Source organism: Porphyromonas sp. oral taxon 279 str. F0450, assembly GCF_000292995.1.
GTDB classification, from domain to species: domain Bacteria; phylum Bacteroidota; class Bacteroidia; order Bacteroidales; family Porphyromonadaceae; genus Porphyromonas; species Porphyromonas pasteri.
The window spans coordinates 60,054-77,150 of record NZ_ALKJ01000013.1 but is presented as its reverse complement, the minus strand read 5'-3'; the positions used below and the strand labels follow the sequence as shown (position 1 = coordinate 77,150).

Annotated in this window: 11 protein-coding genes and 1 tRNA gene; 6 read left to right on the top strand and 6 right to left on the bottom strand. The window is 54.3% G+C overall.

Annotated features, from left to right (window positions below):
* Window positions 1-918 carry a substrate import-associated zinc metallohydrolase lipoprotein gene (locus HMPREF1323_RS01910; protein WP_009432446.1) on the top strand — a complete coding sequence of 306 codons (918 nt, stop codon included), beginning with the start codon at window positions 1-3 and terminating at the stop codon, window positions 916-918.
* 2 nt (window positions 919-920) lie between these two features.
* On the top strand, window positions 921-2,183 hold the full coding sequence (locus HMPREF1323_RS01905) for a DUF4302 domain-containing protein (RefSeq protein WP_009432444.1): 1,263 nt from the start codon (window positions 921-923) through the stop codon (window positions 2,181-2,183).
* An 88-nt stretch (window positions 2,184-2,271) separates the two neighbouring features.
* Here HMPREF1323_RS01905 and HMPREF1323_RS01900 read toward each other — a convergent pair whose 3' ends face one another.
* The 4 genes from HMPREF1323_RS01900 to HMPREF1323_RS01885 form a co-directional block, all read right to left on the bottom strand.
* The gene (locus tag HMPREF1323_RS01900) at window positions 2,272-2,886 is read right to left on the bottom strand and encodes a DUF1266 domain-containing protein (protein WP_156795174.1); all 615 of its coding nucleotides are present in this window, start codon (window positions 2,884-2,886) and stop codon (window positions 2,272-2,274) included.
* 290 nt (window positions 2,887-3,176) lie between these two features.
* Entirely contained in the window at window positions 3,177-3,422 is a 246-nt protein-coding gene (locus HMPREF1323_RS01895) for a DUF1266 domain-containing protein (RefSeq protein ID WP_232203976.1), read from the bottom strand.
* A gap of 34 nt (window positions 3,423-3,456) precedes the next feature.
* Window positions 3,457-3,720 carry a phospholipase A gene (locus HMPREF1323_RS01890; protein WP_009432490.1) on the bottom strand — a complete coding sequence of 88 codons (264 nt, stop codon included), beginning with the start codon at window positions 3,718-3,720 and terminating at the stop codon, window positions 3,457-3,459.
* A gap of 259 nt (window positions 3,721-3,979) precedes the next feature.
* A complete protein-coding gene (locus tag HMPREF1323_RS01885) occupies window positions 3,980-5,599 on the bottom strand; it encodes an ABC-F family ATP-binding cassette domain-containing protein (RefSeq protein WP_009432471.1) in 1,620 nt (539 codons plus the stop codon).
* Between the two features lie 884 nt (window positions 5,600-6,483).
* Here HMPREF1323_RS01885 and HMPREF1323_RS01875 point away from each other — a divergent pair.
* The 3 genes from HMPREF1323_RS01875 to HMPREF1323_RS01865 all read left to right on the top strand — a co-directional run bounded on the left by HMPREF1323_RS01875 (window position 6,484) and on the right by HMPREF1323_RS01865 (window position 13,318).
* Entirely contained in the window at window positions 6,484-10,974 is a 4,491-nt protein-coding gene (locus HMPREF1323_RS01875) for a translocation/assembly module TamB domain-containing protein (protein WP_009432422.1), read from the top strand.
* A gap of 141 nt (window positions 10,975-11,115) precedes the next feature.
* Window positions 11,116-12,117, top strand: a complete 1,002-nt coding sequence (locus HMPREF1323_RS01870) for a malate dehydrogenase (protein WP_009432455.1) — start codon at window positions 11,116-11,118, stop codon at window positions 12,115-12,117.
* Between the two features lie 109 nt (window positions 12,118-12,226).
* Window positions 12,227-13,318 carry an endonuclease/exonuclease/phosphatase family protein gene (locus tag HMPREF1323_RS01865; protein WP_009432432.1) on the top strand — a complete coding sequence of 364 codons (1,092 nt, stop codon included), beginning with the start codon at window positions 12,227-12,229 and terminating at the stop codon, window positions 13,316-13,318.
* Window positions 13,319-13,366: 48 nt separating this feature from the next.
* Here the strand turns inward: HMPREF1323_RS01865 and HMPREF1323_RS01860 are convergent.
* Together HMPREF1323_RS01860 and HMPREF1323_RS01855 are read right to left on the bottom strand one after the other, a co-directional pair.
* Window positions 13,367-13,439: transfer RNA gene (locus HMPREF1323_RS01860), tRNA-Thr, on the bottom strand.
* Between the two features lie 47 nt (window positions 13,440-13,486).
* Complete coding sequence (locus HMPREF1323_RS01855; protein WP_009432506.1) at window positions 13,487-13,942, bottom strand: hypothetical protein; 456 nt, start codon at window positions 13,940-13,942, stop codon at window positions 13,487-13,489.
* A gap of 1,313 nt (window positions 13,943-15,255) precedes the next feature.
* On the opposite strand from HMPREF1323_RS01855, the gene HMPREF1323_RS01850 reads away from it, so the two are divergent.
* On the top strand, window positions 15,256-17,088 hold the full coding sequence (locus HMPREF1323_RS01850; RefSeq protein ID WP_009432426.1) for a thiol-activated cytolysin family protein: 1,833 nt from the start codon (window positions 15,256-15,258) through the stop codon (window positions 17,086-17,088).
* Window positions 17,089-17,097 lie beyond the last annotated feature (9 nt).

Below are 17,097 nucleotides of genomic sequence, written 5' to 3'. Positions count from 1 at the left end.
ATGAAGAAGCTATTTCTCCCCCTTGCAGCCCTCGCACTCACAGGGCTCACGGGTTGCGACGCTGATATAGACTCTGTACAACCCAGTCGGCAGGTCGTCGCGAACACGACGGTCAGTAGCTTGCCTCGCCTCGACCGCTATATCCAGCAGGCCTTCGCGAAGAAGTACAATGTCGATATCGCCTACCGCTACGATGACAAGGTCACAGACCGCCGCTATCTCCTCGCTCCAGTCAAGGAAGAGAAGGCGCTGGAGTACCTCAACCTCATCGAGTATATGTTCTTCCAGGTCTACGAAGCCTCTACTCCCGAGGGCTATCTACAGACCCATACGATCAAGTATCTGAACCTCTTCGGCTCCTCAGGCTACGCCATCGACCGCCGTATGGCTGGTGCAGCTCCACAGGGGATGATCTGGATCTACAACATCAATGAGCTGAATACGCAGTACACAGGTACCGTGCGTGCGGACTACATCAGCGTACTCTTCCACGAGTCGGCTCACACGCTCCACGAAGAGCGAGCTTACCCACCTGAGTTCGATAAGCTCTCCGCTCTTGAGTACCAGAAGCAGGATGCCTTCAGCTACTGGTGGCGTACGGGGCAGAATGCGAGCTACGCGGGCTTCGTCAGTGACTACGCCAGTACCGATGCCGACGAAGACTTCGCCGAACTCTTCGCCTACTACATCCTCGACAGCGACAGCGAGTGGGCAGATCGTCTCAAGGGTGCCGAAGGCAAGAACCGCTCCGACGCCAAGTATACCGGTCGCGAGATCATCGAGAAGAAGGTGGCTATTATGAAGGAGTACCTCCGCTCCGAGTACTCTGCCGACCTCGATAAGATACGTGCCGAGGCTCAGAAGCGCCTTCCTCTGGTCGCATCAATGGACTTCACCAAATATCCTAACGGCTACTAACTATGCGCTACTACCATATCTTGGCCTTAGGCCTCTTCACGCTCTTCACATCCTGCCGGATGTACGAGGACATGCCCAGTGGTGATAACTACGTCTCGACAGCTATCGCCAGGGACACCCAGAGCCTACGTCAGCTCCTACGCTCCAGTGAGCATGGCTGGATGCTGACGCTCGTCCCGGGAAAGGGACAATACGGTGGGCTCAACCTCAGCCTCAAGTTCACCTCCGACAACGAGGTCACGATCTTCTCCGAAGAGTCGCAGACTCCTGCTACCTCCAGCTACCATTTCTCTCAGAATGGTGGGGTACGCTTGACTTTCGACACCTTCAATGATGCTCTGCACCAGTACTCCAACCCTCAGTGGGGGATCCCTGTAGCTTACGATGGCGACTTTGACTTCACAGTCCTACGCGTCAGCGAAGATGGGCGGACGATCACCCTACGCGGTGGACATACGCAGGGAGAGATGCAGCTGACGCGCGTCGATGAGAATCCTAATAGCTACTTCACCAAGATCACCGAGAGCCAGCAGGCTCTGAAGGGTAAGGCACTTGCTCCTCTTCAGCTCGGAGGCAAGGAAGTCGCTGTATCGATCTTCGGCTTTGCACGCCAGCTCTGGGTACGCTATGACAATGAGCAGAAGCTGCTACCCTTCGCCTTCACAGACAAGGGGCTACGCCTGCTGACGCCCTTCACCATCGGCTCAGACACCCTCCGCACACTGGAGCTCAATGCTGATAAGACGGCCGTCACGACGCAGGATGGCAAGCAGACCTCCAGCCTCTACACAGGGACGTATGACCTCTCGGAGCAGTACACCATCCTCTCCTATGCGAGCTCTACGACAGCTGGTACCGACGCGCTGAACCTCTTCACTCAGGTGCAGGAGACGCAGCAGGGTGACGTGTACCCTGGTAGCTTCGGTACGGACGTGTACTTCGGTCGCACGAGTGCCATGATGCCGAAGATCTCGCTCTTCTTCCAGATCACCTACTGGCTGGATAAGAGTTGGGGGAGCTACTACATGGACTTCACGTCGATCTACGGACAGCCCTCGCAGTTCCATACGACGCGCATCATCCAGAAGGATATCTCTTGGCTCTTCGGTCACCGCGCCTTCGACTGGTACTTGCAGTCTGTCACGAGACACTCGCCCTATTCCATCGAGCCGATCTCGGGTGATGCAGACCATGTGCGCATCAGCTCGGTAGCCTCACCCTCGACCTACTGGATGCAAGCAAGTGTCCCCACGCCCCACTACTAATCAGTAGAGACGCCTTCACATAAAAAGCCGAGGCGGTGCCCCATGTGTGGGGCACCGCCTCAGTGCTTTTTAGAGAGTCAGGAAAGGACTACTTGAAGGGCACAACCTTGTAGATCGAAGCTTTATTCTCAAGAAGCTCTTTGACCCCCTTCTCTATATCTTCTGCAGTACCATATGTATCTTCGGGATCAAAATCCTTACAGCCAGCGAGGAAGTCATCGAAGTAAGCATTCCAGTCTGCATACTTGGCCTGTGCCAGAGGTACGAGCGAAGAGATGTAAGCATCGACTTCTTCGCGAGTCGTGTAGCCAGCACGCAGACCAGCCCATGCGATATAGACGCCACGCCCCCAGTCCCAAGCCTTGTGTTCACCTTCTGAAGATTTAAGGTTCTCCAGCAGCTCCTTTAGGCCTACGCTATCGGTGACGCCCCAGTCTTTGTGTAGCATCGTGACGACAGAGTCGGCACTTTGACCTTTATATGGGTTGATAAAGTATTCCTTATAGCCTTCAAGCTTGCTGAGAGCTTCACTCTTGATCTGCGCATCGAAAGCATCTACACCATCGTGATCACTATAGAAGTACACACCGCCCAGCAGCGTGGGACGCAGTGCATCGTAATCAGCTGTGTTGTTGCTACACGAAGCGAGACCACAGACAGCGGCTACAGCCAGGAGGGCTAACTTGAAGAAATTCTTGAGCATACGCAAAATAGCATGAGTGTTATTTTGGCTATCTCCACCTTGGAAATAGCTCTACATAGAGGAACAAAATTAATACTAACGGCGGCACTTAGATATTTCTCCTCTCAGGAGGGGCGGCTTGAGGGAGAACCCTAAGCATACATAGAGTTCTATTCCTTGTGATCAAGGAGACGCCCTGCACAGCCCTGCACCCTACTCCAATCAGTAGAGACGCATTCACATAAAAAGCACTGAGGCGATGCCCCATGTGTGGGGTACCGCCTCGGTGCTTTTAGAGAGTCAGGGAAGGACTACTTGAAGGGCACGACCTTGTAGATCGAAGCTTCTTTGTCGAGAAGATCCTTGACAACCTCTTCAAATTGTTCAGCACCACCGTATTCATCCTGGGGATCCCATGCCTTACGACCAGCGAGGAAGTCCTTGAAGTAAGCATTCCAGTCTGCATACTTAGCCTGAGCCAGAGGGACCAAAGATGCATTGTAAGCATCGACCTCTTCACGGGTTATGTAGCCAGCACGAAGACCAGCCCATGCGATGTTTACGCCACGAGCCCAGTCCCAAGCCTTGTACTCACCTTCGCCAGACTTCAGCTTTTCGAGCCATTCCTTGAGACATATCCCACAGCGTCTTCTGCGTATAGGTCAGCATCAGGTAGGAGTGAAAGGGTAGCGAGCCCTTGAGCATACGATAGCGGATACTCAGCTGGAACTTCGCATCGGCCGTCTTACTCGTGATCGGCCTGTCAAAAGGTAGCCCCATGATGAAGTAGTTACCACGATACATGCCGAAGTTATCCTCGAGATCCAGCTGGCGATCGATCTCCTCCTGAGTCATCTCTAGGTGCTCTGGGCGGAGAATAGCAGTCGTATCCTGAGAAGAGGTCCAAAGCTGCTGCGTGTAGCCACTCTGTGCTCAAGTAGAGAGGGAGAGAGAGAGCAGCAGGAGAGAGGAGTAGAATAGTCGTTTCATCATATAACCCACTGATTTTTCCGCATCTATAGGAGTCAAAGAGAAGTCGAGATACCGATACATGATGTATGCGGTATCTCGACTTCTTCAGTTAGGGAGGGGGAGCGAGTTGGAGGCCAGAGCCTTACTCGCCGTAGTACTTAGCCTTGAGCTCAGCGACCGTAGGATCGACGATGTAGTCATCGTAGTCCATGATCTTGTCGATGATGCCACCAGGAGTGAGCTCGATGATGCGGTTAGCTACCGTCTGGATGAACTCATGGTCATGGCTGGTGAAGAGGACGTTGCCCTTGAAGGTCTTGAGCGTATTATTGAACGCCTGGATCGACTCCAGGTCAAGGTGGTTCGTGGGGCTATCGAGGACGAGCACATTCGCATTCTTGAGCATCATGCGCGAGATCATACAGCGCATCTTCTCACCCCCAGAGAGGACTGAGGCGCTCTTGAGAATCTCTTCGCCAGAGAAGAGCATACGCCCAAGGAAGCCCTTGAGGTAAACTTCGTTGGTGTCGGCTGCGAACTGAGAGAGCCACTCGACGAGGTTCATATCCGTATTGAAGTACTCCGAGTTATCCAGTGGCAGATAGGCTTCGGTGATGGTCTGCCCCCATTCGTAGGTCCCTTCGCTGGCCTTCTCTACCCCATTGATGATCTGGAAGAGGGCAGTCATCGCACGAGGGTCACGGCTGATGAAGACGATCTTGTCGTCCTTCTCTACGTTGAAGTTCAGATCACGGAAGAGCAGCGTGCCATCATCGGCATAAGCCGTGAGGCCCTTGACTTCAAGGATCTTGTTCCCTGGGTCACGGTCTGGCGTGAAGATGATACCTGGATAGCGACGGCTACTGGCCTTGATCTCTTCGATGTTGAGCTTCTCGAGCATCTTCTTACGGCTCGTGGTCTGCTTGCTCTTAGCGACGTTGGCACTGAAGCGGCGGATGAATTCTTCGAGTTCCTTCTTCTTTTCCTCAGCCTTCTTATTCTGCTGCTGTTGCTGACGCAGAGCGAGCTGGCTGGACTCGTACCAGAAGCTGTAGTTACCAGCGAACTGCTGGACGCGGCCGAAGTCAATGTCCACCGTGTGCGTGCAGACCGAGTCGAGGAAGTGACGGTCGTGGCTGACGACAAGCACCGTCTGCTCATACTCGGAGAGGTAGTTCTCCAGCCAAGTGACCGTCTCCAGGTCAAGGTCATTGGTAGGCTCGTCGAGGAGGAGGTTGTCGGGCTTACCATAGAGTGCGCGTGCCAGGAGGACACGCACCTTCTCCTTACCGCTAAGCTCCTTCATGAGCTTGTAGTGCTGGTCTTCCTTGATACCGAGACCGCTCAGGAGCATGGCGGCATCGCTCTCAGCGTTCCAGCCTTCCATCTCTGCGAACTTATCTTCCAGCTCAGCGACGCGATTGCCATCCTCATCGTTGAAGTCGGGCTTAGCATACAGCGCGTTCTTCTCCTCCATGATTGCCCAGAGGACGCTGTGCCCCATCAGGACGGTATCCATAACGGTGAAGGCATCGAAGGCGTGGTGATCCTGGCTAAGGACCGAGAGACGCTCACCAGGACCGAGGGTGATGCTACCGCGCGTAGGCTCAAGCGCCCCACTGATGGTACGCAGTAGGGTTGACTTACCAGCACCGTTGGCACCGATGATACCATAGCAGTTGCCTGGAGTGAACTTGAGGTTGACGTCTTGGAAAAGGACTCGCTTACCGAACTGTACGGCGAGGTCGCTGACTGTGATCATATTGCTTCTGGTTTATTTCTTCTTATCTGCTTTAGGAGAGGGGGCGCGAAGTAATTCAGGGGATTCGCTACGTAAACCCTACTATATAGTAGCTACGGTAGGTTATTTATGCCGAGGAATGCCCCTCGTACTCCACTAATACGGGTACGCAAAGGTAATACTTTGCTTTTGAATCGCATATATTTACACTACGGGCTTCCGTACCAAGCCCCCTACTCATCAGCAGGCCGTATTGAGGCGGGGTTGATTTGCAAACGACTACTCGTTGGGAGTGCGACCAATATGAGCCTGTTGCCGCGAGTGCTGTCCTCTATTTGCTCTGCTAAGCATCGCACGCCCAGCTCCCCGATATGCCTCTCCGAAGTGATACGCAAGCCCTTCGCCTTATCGCGAGTATTCCTCTTATTCAGCGGAGGGATAAGCATCGTTCTCATGAAGTAAAAAGCGCCTTCCCGTAGTGGTATTCTTCTATCTATGTACGTAGTCTTAAAGACCAGGCACGTAAATCCAAATATCCACATACGTAGATATTAGAGCCACGTACGTAGTCCAAACTTATCTGCTACTCGTCCGCAACTTTTATCCCTACGCACCGCAACAACTTAATATAGGATGAGGGTATGAACCTATACTGATCCGTGCGACGACCATATAGGTTGACTCAGCAAGCAATATAGGTTCGCCCCGCCCATCACAGACATAAGTATCCTCCCCACTGTAAGGGAAGCCTATCAGCCGAAGGAGCACAGGCCACTCAGTGCTACATGATAATGTAGTACCTTTGCAGGCACGACCCAAAGCACGGGGAGCGTTATACGAAAGGAGGGCGCTGGGCACTCCATCGACACAATAATTATATAAGAGCAAGTCAAGGATCGTAGGGCATGCGCCATTGGCAGGTCAATCGTCATTTCCTCAAGGTACTGAAGGTAGTAGCATGGATAGCTGCTACCCTCTTCGTCTTACTCTATCTCCTCCCTCTCGGACTCTTCCGCATCCCTGCTGTACAGAAGGAGGCCGCCAGCCGTGTAGCAGGCCTGCTCACCGAAATCTTTGACAGCCCCGTACAGCTGGAGCGTGTCGAGCTTATGTCCTGGACGAATATCGAGGCACATCGCGTCATCATCCTCGACACCGCTGGGCGACGTATGCTCACCGCAGACCGCCTCATCGGCGGGATCTCCCTGAGCGACCTCATCACCCAGCAGGAGGTACGCATCACCTCTGCCCGACTCTTCGAGGCGGATCTTCGGCTCATCCGTGACCCTAAGACAGGACGACTGAATATCCAACACACCATCGATCACCTCTCCAATCCCAAGAGCTCCAGCAAGTCGATCCCCGTAGACATCAATAGCATCATCATACGTGACATGCGTCTCTCCCTCAGCGAAGCCGAGCGGGAGCGCCTCGTCATCAACAAGCTCTCCACTCGTATCCGCCGCCTGCGCTTCTCAAAGGGCTATATCGGTGGCGCCATCGATGAGCTGAGCTTCACGACAGACAAGGGCTTCACCCTCTCCTCGCTCACAGGACAAGGAGAGCTACAGGGGAGCCTCCTCACCCTATCCAATCTCCAGCTTAGCCTGCCAAAGAGCTCGCTCTCCATCCCACTGGCGCGCCTTGAGACACAGCGCAAGGGGCTTGCCCTCCTCGAGGAGCTGGAGCTGGGCGATACGCAGCTCACGCTCTCTGACCTCAGCATCCTCTCCCCTGCGCTCAAGGATCGCAACGAGCAGGCGACCCTGCAGGCGACCTATTGCCGCGAAGGGCTTGCAGCCGGACGTGCGAACTTCTCCCTACGCCTCCCCCGTCACATCATCCTCGAGGGTAGTGGCCGTGTCACGTGGGACAGCGCAGGCGAGGTCACCAGCATCTCGACCGACATCACCGATGCCGAGGTAAGCTCCGCTGTCGTCGGCTTCATACGCCCTCACCTCCCCGCCTCTTCCCTCCCCCTCATTGAGCGTCTCAGCCGCCTGCAGAGCATCCGCCATGCGGGGAAGACGCAGTTCGTCCCTGGGAAGTCCTTCTCAGGAAAGGGCTACATCGGCTCAGCACAAGGACGCTGGGACTATGACATCACGGGAAGCCTTGAAGGCAAGAGCCTGCGCAAGCTCACGGGGAAGGCTTCGACCCAAGGTTTCGACCTCGCCCCTATCATCGGCGATCTAGCACCCTTAGGCTCGGTAGCCACAACCATTGACCTCGATGCCGTCAGCAGCACCGGCACCCTAGAGGATTGGCAGGGCACGCTACAGATGGCACTTCCTTCAGTCACCTATCGCGGGCAGACCCTCCGTGGCACACAGCTCGCCGTCACCCCCGTCGGTGCACGTCGTCATAAGGTGCACCTCGAGGTCGATGACCCAGCAGCCTCCCTCGCTCTCGACGGGGTGGCGACTTTCTCGGGCCGTGCCCTGCATGCCGTAGAGGCTGACCTACAGGTGCGCCACCTGCAGACCGACCTCTTTGGGCTCAATCCCAACAGCCCCCGTCAGACACTCTCGCTCACGGGGCGCTTCAACATGGACGAGCTGAACATCGACCGCGGGCAGGGACGTCTCGCTATCGATCATATCTCGCTGACCTCACCACAGCGCACCCTCTCACTGGACGAGCTGAACATCCTCTTCTCGGGCAACCCCGAGGAGACGCGTATGATTTACCTCCGCTCGCCCTACCTCTCTGCTACCCTACGGGGGCACTATGTGCTGAGTGCGCTGATCCCTGACCTGCGTCGCACGCTCTATCATCACTTCCCCTCGCTCGACCTCGCTCAAAGAGGAGGCGCGCATAGCAGCGAGATCTCAGGTACAGACTTCGACCTCTCCCTCCAGCTGCACAAGATCCCCGAGGAGTGGCAACAGGCTCTCAAGCTGCCTATCGGCCTCGAGGAAGGTGCAGATGTACGTGCCTCCTATATCGGTGCGAGCCACTCGCTGGGTCTGCAAGCCTCCGTCCCTACCCTCCGCCTGGGTGGTCATGAGCTACGTGGAGCAGCTCTGAGCCTTGAGGACGGGGAATTCAAACTCACGGGTGAGGCAAGACTAGCAAGTGGCGCACAGATACAGGGCTTCGCCATGATGACGAAGATCCTCACCGATAGCCTGCACGTCCAGCTTGACCTGGGGCGTGAGGTCAAAAGTAAGCTCCACAATGGCTTCCTCAATATCGGTGCGTCTCTGCACCAATACACACAGAGCGAGAACGGCCGTCCAGCACTCGGCTTCGACGTCACGCTCGACCCCTCGACCATCCGTGTACACAGCGACACCTGGAGCGTCGCACCCGCGCATCTCTCCCTCCGAGGCAAGGAGCTTCGCGTCGAAGGTCTTGATCTGGCCTCCTCAGAGCGTCGTATCAGCATCAGTGGAGCACTCAGCCCCAATCCCGAGGAGCACCTCAATATCGCCCTCAAGAAGATCAACCTCCTCTATATCCTCGAGTCAGCAGGCGTGGGCTTCAATATGATCAATACCGACCTCACGGGCTCAGCTACGGCAAGTCTCCAAGGCGGGAAGATCATCGCTACGGCTGCTGTCACCTCGCCGGCACTCCATGTCAAGGGCATCGACGTCGGCGCACTGAAGGCTGACCTCACCTTCGACAGCGGTGTCGGAAATATCATGATCGATGGGGACGTCAACCAGAGCGAAGGCGGGCACAGCCATGTCACGGGCTACATACGCCCAGCTGGTGGTGCAGGTATCAACCTTACGTTTGAGGCGGAGCGTCTGCGCGCCGACTTCATGGGTAAGTTTATGGACACGCTCTTCGACCATGTACAAGGCCGTGCCACGGGTAAGGTGCGCCTCTTCGGGGTCTTCGAAGAGGGCGTCACCGTAGAGGGTGAAGCCGACGTCGAAGATGGTAATATCGGTGTGCGCCTCCTCGGCACGAACTACAGCTTCTCGCACCGCCTGACCTTTACCCCCACCTCGATCATCTTCTCTAAGATCCCGATGCGAGATGATGAGGGTCACACGGGTATCGTCGATGGGGTGATACGTCACCGCTTCTTTGATAACTTTGATCTTGACCTCACCGCCTCAGAGATGCGTGGAGTGAAGGTCCTACAGACCGCTACGAAGCAGGCACTGCCTATCTATGGCACAGCCTACGGTACTGGTACGGCCCAGATGAAGGGTAAGCTCCCCAAGCTCCTCCTGGATGTGAACCTCCGCAGTGCTCCTGGTACGGACGTCGTACTCGACTTCAACAAGACGGACGTACGCAAGGACGAGCGTCTCTTCACCTACCGTCCTCTACGTCCTCTCTCTACACAGGATAGCCTTGCCTTCGCAGACACCGTCGCACGCCCAGCCGTCGCAGCCGAGACAGAGGTCACGATGCGTATGGCCCTTCACGTCACACCCGATGCACGCCTCTCCTTGCGCCTCGGGAGTAGCCAGAGCATGCAAAACGATATCGTCACACGCTGCGAAGGGGACCTAACGATCGAGGTACCCCACTCGGGTTCGCCCACGACCTATGGTAGCCTGACGCTGCGCGAAGGGCAGTACACCTTCAACTTCGAGCAGTTCGCCCGTAAGCGCTTCACCCTCAAGGAAGGTGGGCGCCTTGACTTCCGAGGTGATCCCATGGCAGCTATCATTGACCTTAAGGCCGCCTACGACCTGACGGCGAATATCGCGGACTTTGATGCGGGACTCTCTACCCTCACTCAGCGCACCAGCATACCCGTGAGCTGCACCGTCCAGCTCAGCGGTGTGATCACGCGTCCAGACATCAAGCTCGGCGTCGAGCTCCCAGGCTCAGAACCCGAGATGGAGCGCCGTATCCAGTCGCTCCTCACGTCGGAGGACGAGCGTAACCGCCAGTTCCTCTACCTGATGACCCTCGGGAAGTTCTACACCACCGACACGAAGCAGGGCACGACGACAGTCTCCAACAACCTCACCTCCTTCGCGACGACGACACTCTCCGACCAGCTCTCTCGACTGCTCGGTAACTTCTCGAACGATATCCAGATCGGCGCAAATATCCGTACAGCCAATAGCGCACTCGACAACACCGACATTGAGCTACTCTTCTCGGGTAGCTGGCTCGATGACCGCCTCCTCATCAACGGGAACGTCGGCTACCACGACAACCCATTCCTCTCGGGGAAGTACATCGGCGAATTTGACCTTGAGTACAAGCTCAATGCTGCTGGTACACTCCGTCTCAAGGGCTACAGCCACTACAACAGCATGTACCAGTACGTGCGTCAGTCACTGACGACGCAGGGCCTTGGCTTCATGTTCCAGCGTCGCTTTGACTCGCTTCAGGAGCTCTTCTCACGCAGGAAGAAGAAGCCCCAGCCCGACAGCACGGCACGCCCTCAAGAGGGCGATAGTCTCCGCAAATAGGAGCGCCTCCGCCCTACTCCCCAGCACACGCCGTGGGAGCGAGAGATGTATGCGCCATTTCCCCCTTGGCAATCGCAGAGAAAAGGCGTACATTTGTGAGACAAGAGAAACCCTCAACCAAATCATAAATATCCAATAGTTATGAGCTTCCTCACACAAGACAAGCTGACGATCGTAGGTGCCGCTGGCATGATCGGCTCGAACATGGCCCAGACTGCTGCCATGATGTCTCTCACCCCCAACATCTGTCTCTATGACCCCTTCCCCACCGGCCTCGAAGGGGTAGCCGAAGAGATCCGCCACTGTGGCTTCGAAGGGCTCAACCTGACCTTCACCTCTGATATCAAGGAGGCACTCACTGGCGCAAAGTACATCGTATCCTCGGGTGGTGCTCCCCGTAAGGACGGTATGACTCGCGAAGACCTCCTGAAGGGCAACGCCGAGATCGCCGCTCAGCTCGGTAAGGATATCAAGGCTTACTGCCCCGATGTTCGTCACGTCGTCATCATCTTCAACCCTGCTGACATCACAGGTCTCGTGACGCTGATCCACTCTGGTCTCCGTCCCGAGCAGGTCACCACACTCGCTGCTCTTGACTCTACGCGTCTGCAGAGCGAGCTGGCTAAGCACTTCGGTGTAGCTCAGAGCGAAGTCGTCGGTGCACGCACCTACGGTGGTCACGGCGAAGCTATGGCTGTCTTCTCCAGCGGTGTCACTGTCGCTGGCGAGCCTCTCTCCTCACTCATCGGTAGCGCTAAGCTCTCCGCCGAAACGTGGGAAGACATCAAGCAGCGCGTCACCAAGGGTGGTGCCAACATCATCAAGCTCCGTGGTCGCTCTTCCTTCCAGAGCCCTGCATACGTCTCTATCGAGATGATCCGTGCTGCTATGGGTGGTGCTCCCTTCCGCTGGCCTGCTGGCTGCTACGTGAACATCCCTGGCCTCGACCACGTCGTTATGGGTATGGAGACCGTCATCGATAAGGATGGTGTACACTACAGCCACGAGATCAAGGGTAGCGAAGAAGAAAAGGCTGCTCTCAAGAAGAGCTACGAGCACCTCGTGAAGATGCGCGACGAAGTCATCTCTATGGGTGTCATCCCCGCAGTAGCTGACTGGAAGACCGTCAACCCTAACCTCTAAGTCGAAGCGCGCACGCCGCACACTCCGACTAACGGAATCTAAAGCGCAAGGCGACTACTACAGCTTCTCCCCTGAAGCATGTAGTAGTCGCCTTCTCTTTTGCCTTACCATGAAGCATCGCTACACAGCCTTATTTTCCCTTGCCTTTCTCCTCCTCACGCTACACATTTCCTCGCCCCAGCTATGGGCGCAGAGGAAGGTGCTGCGTGTGATGAGCTACAACGTGGAGAACTTCTTCGATACCGAAGATGATCCCACCCACGACGATGACAGCTTCCTCCCCACGGGAGAGCACCACTGGACGCACGCACGCTACCAGACGAAGATCCAGCATATCGCTGAGGTCATCAGTGCCGTCGGGGGAGAAGCCTTCCCCGACCTCATCGCCCTCATAGAGGTAGAGAATGCCACCGTACTCAGCAACCTACTCCATCGCACCGCCCTCGGGGAGAAGGCAGGCTACCGCCATATCATCACGCACGGAGAGGATAAGCGTGGTATCAATGTAGCGCTCCTCTATTCTCCCGAGACCTTCCGCCTCATCGCTTCCGAGGAGATCCCTATTCACTTCCCCTTTGATTCGCTGCGCCGAACGCGCTCCCTACTTCGTGTCACGGGTGAGGTACCCTCGGGCGACACACTCCACGTCTTCGTCTGTCACCTCCCTTCGCGCCGTGGCGTAGCACTGGCCTCAGCTCGTTACCGCAGCTACTGCTGCACGCGCCTTCGAGAGCAGGTCGATAGCCTGATGGCGCAAGGTGGAGATAGGACGCACTGCCTGCTCCTCGGGGACTTCAATGGCGATCCCGAAGAAGCCTCCACCAGCGAAGCCCTGTGCAGTCGTCCCTACACAGCGGATATGGCGGTGCAAGACCTCCCATCCGAGAGCCTTCTCGCCCTCCTTCATCGGAAGGTAAAGCAAGAGCCACCTGGGAGCTACTGCTATCAAGGCGTATGGTCCCAGCTCGACCAAGCCCACCTCACCGCCTCGCTCCTTCAGCAGCGGGGACGCCTTCGTTATGTAGCAGGTAGTGCCGAAACCTTTTGCCGGCCGTTCTTCACGGCGCAGCTCAGCGGGGGCGGTGCAGCTGTACCTTGGCGCACCTACGGGGGCAACTTCTATCGGGGTGGGTATAGCGATCACTTCCCCATCCGCCTACTCCTTGAATACGAGTCGCAGAGGGAAGGCGAGGGGGAATAAGCAAAACGGCATTGCTTCGAGTGAAGCAATGCCGTTTTCTATTTGCTGAGCCGAAAGCCGGACTCGAACCGGCGACCTATTCATTACGAATGAATTGCTCTACCAACTGAGCTATTTCGGCGCACTATCCTGAGGGGCGTCCCTCAAATGCGTTGCAAAGGTAGGGAATTATTTTAGATCTTCCAAAAGTTCGTCCAAGAAACGATCCAGCTCTTCACCTACACCATCCAGCAGGGGGGGCTCGATCTTGATGAGGTCTTCATCAAGGAAAAGGAGGTCTTCGATGACGGAGAAGTCGGGGCGGATAAGCTCGATGGAGAAAGGACGTGCGAAGCAGGGACGATCCCAGAAGCCCTTTTGCTCGAGGCGTGTCACCAGCTCGCGGAGCGTCTCGATAGCGACCTCTGAGGGCTCACTCTCTGTACCGGTCTCAGCCCAAGCGAAGACGGAGACGTGGCTGATCTCCTTATCCTCGTCATCATAGAGATGTAGCGTGCCCGTAGCACAATCGGCTAAGAGAAAGAGATCGGTGAGAGGGCGACTGATGATCGGCGACTCTTCGCTGACCAAGGAGAGGAAGTGCTTTCTCAGGAGCTGTAGCTCACGCTCGTTGCTTTGCGACATAATGCTTCGTGTTCGATTAGGAGAGGGTCCGCACTGCGGAAGCCCCCTTGTATTAATCACAAAGGTAAGCAGGAATCTCCATTCCCCCACATGCACGCCCGTGCGCGCCGAGCTTTTCTCTCTCCAGCCTCTAACAAGGGCGCTACGGAGCTGTGCCCTGAGCGCACTAACACCGCCTTTATCAGAAGCTCTATAACGAGAGATAGAACTCACAAATAGAGGGATCTTCCCCACCCTCCTACAAAGACAGAACTACCGTCCTCTATAGCCCCATGGGCGAACCTATATTGGTCACTGAGTGAACCACTATTGGTCAACCCGCGAACCAATAGTGGTCGAAGCGCGGACCAATAGTAGTTCACTCACGAAGCAGTAGTGGATTGAAGCACGTACCAATACTCGTTTGATATGTGAAGCAATACTGCTTCACACCACTCCTCTATGAGGATCCTGCAGTAGCCTCTATCACATATAATATGAGACTGTTGTGGCAGAGTCCTATCCTCTATTTAGAGTGCTAAGGCATCGCACGTCCAGCTCCCCGATATACCTCTCCGAAGTGATACGCAAACCCTTCGCCTTATCGCGAGTATTCCTCTTATCCAGCCGAGGAAAAAGCATCGTTCTCGTGAAGGGAAAAGCACCTTCCCGTAGTGGTTTTTCCGCATCTATGCACGTAGTCTTAAAGACCAGGCACATAAATCCAAATATCCACGCACGTAGATTTATCGTCCACGCACGTAGTCCAAACTTATTAGCCACTCGTCCACAACTTTTATCCCTACGCGGAACAACAACCTAATATAGGTCACTTCACAAAGCTATATAGGAATCAGTCCAAAGCCATATAGCTTTCTTAGCCATCCTATATAGCTCCACCCACGCACCCATATACCTATATATGACATTGTATAAGCCCACCTCTCCATTACTCGTACCTTCTTCTTTCAAAAATCGGTGGCTTTAGGTTAAGAAGCTCGTGCAAGCTGTGAAAAGATGGTCTTGCGCAATGGTCTCCTATGGGTGCATCAATATAAGCTCACTCGCGAAGCAATATAGGTTTGAAGCACGTACCAATACTCGTTTGCACTCCGACCACTATTGGTCCGCACCACCTCCCCTTACAGATGTTGTAACTACCCCATATCCAAGATATCAAACACTAAACTAAGCACACAATACCTCTGCCTCTTCTTCTTGCTTTTATGCAAGAGAAGGGGCTTACTTTTATTATGCGGGATGGCTATTGTGAGGGTGAAATATAGGTGCTATATTTGCAATGGGACTATTGACAAACACTACCAAATTATGTTATGAAGAGCTCTACCATTATTAATATTGGACTCGGCCTACTTGCAATTATGATATTCGGCTGTCGCAAGCTAGATCCAGCCGAGGTTCTCAAACAAAAAGAGCAACAAATCTCTGAGCAAGCTAGATCTTGGCGAAATGCCATTGATTCTGTGCTGGCTTTAGGGGGTGAACTACCTCACCAGGCATTACGCGAGTTCTCGCCCAATGAACAAATCCACGATATTCTTGTCGGTGGTCAGAAGGTCATTGAGCACAAAGCAGCGGGAAGCCCAGATGTCATTTCCGCTGGCTACTACCGTAAAGTTCGACGAAGCTTTGACCTCTCAGGCTATGAGCTCAGCAATAAGTATACATCCAATCTCAATGGAGCTGTTGTCTGGCCTGGTAATCTCATCTATGCCAATTCAGTCAAGACAAACTCCCTTTCGGGGATCTCTGGACTTAACACCTACCGTAAGCCAGGACGTATTACGATGGCATTGCTCAATGGCAATACAGAGCTTACTCGTGAACTCACAGACTATCGCTATTCTGAGGTAAACAAGCAACTCAATGATCTGGTTGCTTCCGCCAAGGGAGAAATTCCTGCACAGATTACCTACAGCGTCCACTCGGTTCGCTCTCTAGGAGAAGCAGCCTATTACTTGGGCATCTCTAAGGAAGAGATTGAGAAAGACGATCGCTATCGTGAGTTCAGAGATGTACGTTGGTCAAGTAATACCTTTAAAGCTGTGATTAGCTTTTCACAAGATTTCTTCACAATCGTCTATGATGACCCAGAGGATGGACCATATGGGCTCTTCACATCCGATCTTACACCAGAACTGCTTGGACGCTATACAAGCCGAGGGAATCCGCTTGGGTATATATCGTCGGTAACCTATGGTCGTCGGTTCTATGCAATCATAGAGGAGACACGCCGTACCTACCAAGAGGGAGAGCAACTCAAGAAGGGAGTAGAAGCTCTACTTACCCAGACTCCTGCTGTCAAATCCTCCGAAAAGAATAAAACAGGAGACAGAGGAACCCCAGTCGTATCTAGTCCCTCTAAATCTGAACTACGAAACATCAAGATTCATCTCAAGTTAGCAGGAGGGAAGGATATCTTTTCAACCAATGTTAGCACGATTCCCACGATGAAGGAACTACAAGACTTCATCACAGCCTCCTCCAAAGAGGTTCAGACTAAATATGGGCTTCCCGTAGCTTGTACGATTAAATACCTGCATGGACTCAAGCCACTCTCCGTCCCCCGAGTGATCCAAGGAAAATATGAGTTCATAGACTACATCCCCGAGCAAGATGACAATCAGATCACAATATCAGGGTTATGGCTCAAGGGAACAGCAGCGGGGGACTACACTCGGGGAGGTGACTATAAAAATATCAGCAACCACTCAGGCATCTACTTACGCGAGCTATACATATCATATAGTCTAGACGGAGGTTCTGAAAGCCATATTGATCTTGGAGCACCTTACAAAGGGCGCGAACTCAGCTATAAGAATGGTCTCAACATACGCTTCCCTAACCAAAAGCTTCCAGCCTTCGGAAGCACCCCCAACGGGCACATACGTATCCTGATGCACTTAGACTATGATATTCATCTCTGGGGAGGGGGACGTGATAACTTCAAATACTCCGTAATACGTGAGGTCATACTGAGGTACAACAAGGACCAAGGGTACTGGTACATCAGCCACGATAATTATATCGATCCTCAGGATCTTGATTTCCACCGATTCGGTCGATGGGTATCTCTTAGAGGCTGCCCCATCGAGGTAATGCTTCACTACCGTGTTGCGACTAGACTCAAAGGCCCTATTGAATAATCAAAGAAA

What these genes read in the sequence shown, in the direction of transcription:
- HMPREF1323_RS01910 (WP_009432446.1), top strand. Translation starts at nt 1, where the DNA reads ATGAAGAAGCTATTTCTCCCCCTTGCAGCCCTCGCACTCACAGGGCTC.
- HMPREF1323_RS01885 (WP_009432471.1), bottom strand. Translation starts at nt 5,599, where the DNA reads ATGATCACAGTCAGCGACCTCGCCGTACAGTTCGGTAAGCGAGTCCTT.
- HMPREF1323_RS01870 (WP_009432455.1), top strand. Translation starts at nt 11,116, where the DNA reads ATGAGCTTCCTCACACAAGACAAGCTGACGATCGTAGGTGCCGCTGGC.
- HMPREF1323_RS01905 (WP_009432444.1), top strand. Translation starts at nt 921, where the DNA reads ATGCGCTACTACCATATCTTGGCCTTAGGCCTCTTCACGCTCTTCACA.
- HMPREF1323_RS01900 (WP_156795174.1), bottom strand. Translation starts at nt 2,886, where the DNA reads ATGCTCAAGAATTTCTTCAAGTTAGCCCTCCTGGCTGTAGCCGCTGTC.
- HMPREF1323_RS01875 (WP_009432422.1), top strand. Translation starts at nt 6,484, where the DNA reads ATGCGCCATTGGCAGGTCAATCGTCATTTCCTCAAGGTACTGAAGGTA.
- HMPREF1323_RS01890 (WP_009432490.1), bottom strand. Translation starts at nt 3,720, where the DNA reads ATGACTCAGGAGGAGATCGATCGCCAGCTGGATCTCGAGGATAACTTC.
- HMPREF1323_RS01855 (WP_009432506.1), bottom strand. Translation starts at nt 13,942, where the DNA reads ATGTCGCAAAGCAACGAGCGTGAGCTACAGCTCCTGAGAAAGCACTTC.
- HMPREF1323_RS01850 (WP_009432426.1), top strand. Translation starts at nt 15,256, where the DNA reads ATGAAGAGCTCTACCATTATTAATATTGGACTCGGCCTACTTGCAATT.
- HMPREF1323_RS01865 (WP_009432432.1), top strand. Translation starts at nt 12,227, where the DNA reads ATGAAGCATCGCTACACAGCCTTATTTTCCCTTGCCTTTCTCCTCCTC.